The 2,599-nt window shown below is 52.3% G+C and carries 4 protein-coding genes; 3 read left to right on the forward strand and 1 reads right to left on the reverse strand.

The features are described from left to right. Positions 1-8 precede the first annotated feature (8 nt). The gene (locus AC2FJE_RS23390) at positions 9-308 is read right to left on the reverse strand and encodes a hypothetical protein (protein WP_170428306.1); all 300 of its coding nucleotides are present in this window, start codon (positions 306-308) and stop codon (positions 9-11) included. A 559-nt stretch (positions 309-867) separates the two neighbouring features. Between AC2FJE_RS23390 and AC2FJE_RS23395 the strand changes: the two genes are divergently transcribed. From AC2FJE_RS23395 to AC2FJE_RS23405, 3 genes are all read left to right on the forward strand, one after another. Then, entirely contained in the window at positions 868-1,383 is a 516-nt protein-coding gene (locus tag AC2FJE_RS23395; RefSeq protein ID WP_299637029.1) for a DUF805 domain-containing protein, read from the forward strand. A 73-nt stretch (positions 1,384-1,456) separates the two neighbouring features. Then, entirely contained in the window at positions 1,457-2,227 is a 771-nt protein-coding gene (locus AC2FJE_RS23400) for a hypothetical protein (RefSeq protein ID WP_496761525.1), read from the forward strand. Then, positions 2,211-2,599, forward strand: a 389-nt coding sequence (locus tag AC2FJE_RS23405; RefSeq protein ID WP_496761526.1) for a hypothetical protein, incomplete at its 3' end; no start/stop codon positions are given. The genes AC2FJE_RS23400 and AC2FJE_RS23405, both read left to right, overlap by 17 nt.

The following is a 2,599-nucleotide window of genomic DNA, read 5'->3' on the forward strand; positions in this document are numbered from 1 at the left end:
CAGACTGCTCACAATGCGCCTTCGTCGCCAAGGAACTCGATACCAGCTGTCGCGCCATCACTGTAAGCAATGCAATTCCAAGGAGCACGATCCTCGCCAACGCCGACTGTGACCTGTGTTCCCGCCTCGCTAAACGCGGATGAGAGCACCACGACTTGCGAATTGTTCGTCGTGTTAGCTACATCTCGCAAACACGCCTGCTGAGCGGGTGTGAGTTCGGCGGACGCACTGGATGTACCCGTGTCGTCACAGGCCGCAAGCAGTGTGAAACAAGTTGCGCCTGCAATCATCACCATCTTGTTAGACATTTTCTTCTCCCTCTGGTTCCCTTGAAATTAGTGAAATTGGATGCGCTTGTTTGAAGCTCTCGCGCCTGTGCAGCCAATTGAACATACCTTGATCCTGTGACGACCTTTCCCAAAACTTGCCGTGAGGGGCTTGGTCGGCGGGACGATATTTTGTTGACTATCGGGGCCGCCAATAACGTGCGAAGGCTGAATGACGCCACTAGCAAATGCTAGAGCAAACTCTGGAGAGAGGGCGAGTTCCTTAAGTCTAAGCATCGCGTCCTCCCAGCGCTCAATCATTATAAAGTGCCTTCCGACCGCTAGCACTCACTCCAGCAGTCGGAAGGGCTCGGCACAGCGAGCAGCAACGACAACAACGGAGGTAAAATAAAGTTGTGTCGAATTCGCATGTTTGAATCTAATTTTTAATAAATCAATATTTTTTCCGCGCGTAAATTTCTCTACGCTCTCGTACGATAGGCCTCTGCGTTCAAACAAAAAGTAAGTGGGAGCTGCGAGTGTGTTCCCCTGAGCGGCGAAGCGATTTGAGGCCGCACAGAAACAATGAAGGGATTGAAAGATGGGATTTGGTGAAGCCGTTAAGACGTGTTTCTCGAAATACTTCCAGTTCTCCGGTCGGGCTATACGCTCAGAATACTGGTGGTTCTTCTTGTTTGTGGTTCTCGTGAGTGCTGTTTTAGCTGTGCTGGATACGATCATATTCGGGACCAACCCAGAAACTGGGCAAGGATCTCGGGTCCTGTCCTCTGTTTTCCAGCTGGCTGTTCTCATACCTATGCTGGCCGCCGGTTGGCGAAGGCTGCATGATACAGGACGACCTGGCTGGTATTTGCTGCTGCCGATGGCGCTCAGCATTACAACGCTTTTTGTTATGCTGGGTGGGGTGGCGTTCTTTTCGGTATTGGAGCAAGGGACCGAAAACCCCGATGCATTACGAGGACCCGCGGCAGTACTGGGCGTGACCGGTATTGTTGTTGTCTCAATTCTTCAATTGGTTCTGTCTATCCTGATGATCTGGTGGCTGACACGACCTTCCCAAGAAGGTGCAAACGAATACGGCGAACCTGTTTCCTGATCTGGCTGTCCGGGCAATTGGATGGAACTTCTGCTGAACGACAGTGCGAACCGTAACTCAATGGAGAGAAAAAATGAGCTGCAAAACCATTTCCATTGGAATGCTACTGATGGCAGTGGCGACCACAGCATCGGCGGAGTGGTCGTTTAGCTCCGGGCCCAACCCCAATGCGTTTATTCAGACAGGAAACATGACGCTGGAACTTCAGTGTGACCGTATTCGCTTTGCTCCGGCTGGATTCGAGGACAGCCAGGACATTGCGGACAAGCAGGGGCTTTCCATTCGTTTTTTGAAGAACGGCACCACCGAAGTTGGAGCATTTCAGGTTGGCGCAGAAAACGCTGCCGTGCAGATTGTCGACAACTATCCCGTCGAGGTCAGTTTCAATAGTCAGCCGGACTATGGATTTGTTCTGGATCAGCTTGCGGCCAATGCATCGGTTAATCTGTCGATGATTGATCAAGATGTCAGCTATGGGATCTTTTACTTGAAAGGTTCCAGCGCAGCAATTCGGTCCCTTCGTTCTGCGTGCGTTTCAGAAGTTAGCCAAGAGACCTCCTACGAAGCGCCCGAAGGCATCGTCTATTGTGGTGGCGGAGCGATAGAGCGCGTGATCGAACCCGTAATTTTGGACAAGCCGGAGGGGGAGTGGGACGCGCGAGTAGCGGTTAACGGCGAGTCGATCAGAGCCATGACGGCCTACAGTTACTTCGGGAACTCTGAGCCGCCCGCTGGATTTGTCGTCGCCCTGCTTGGGGAAGACAGGTCCGAGTTTCTGATTTTTAGCGACGGCTCGGCAAACTGGCTGGAATATGGGGACTACAGGTATGATCAGTGCAATTGATACCTCCTGCAAACCAGCTTTCCAAATAGCGCGTCAGATGAAATGTTTGGTCGCCGGGATTGTGCTTGTTTCGGGCCTTGTTTGGACCCCACCAGCTGTTGCGGCTGATGTTTCGCAACTTCCGCCCGGTTTGCAGGCGAAGGTTGATCTGGCGGCACGAGCCTGCGCTGAGTTCAACGACGGTCAGTTTGATACAGCCTGGGGCGCAGTTGAAAGGGTCGATCTCGACGGAGATCTACAACACGACTGGGTTCTGAATGAGTCTGCTTTCGCGTGTTCAAGCGCCGCATCTCTTTATTGCGGAACTGGCGGATGCATGTCGCACTTCTTGATTGAAGAGGAGGTTCATTCATTGCTCAATCAAGGCTGGAC

This window comes from Ruegeria sp. CDSC002, assembly GCF_059610905.1.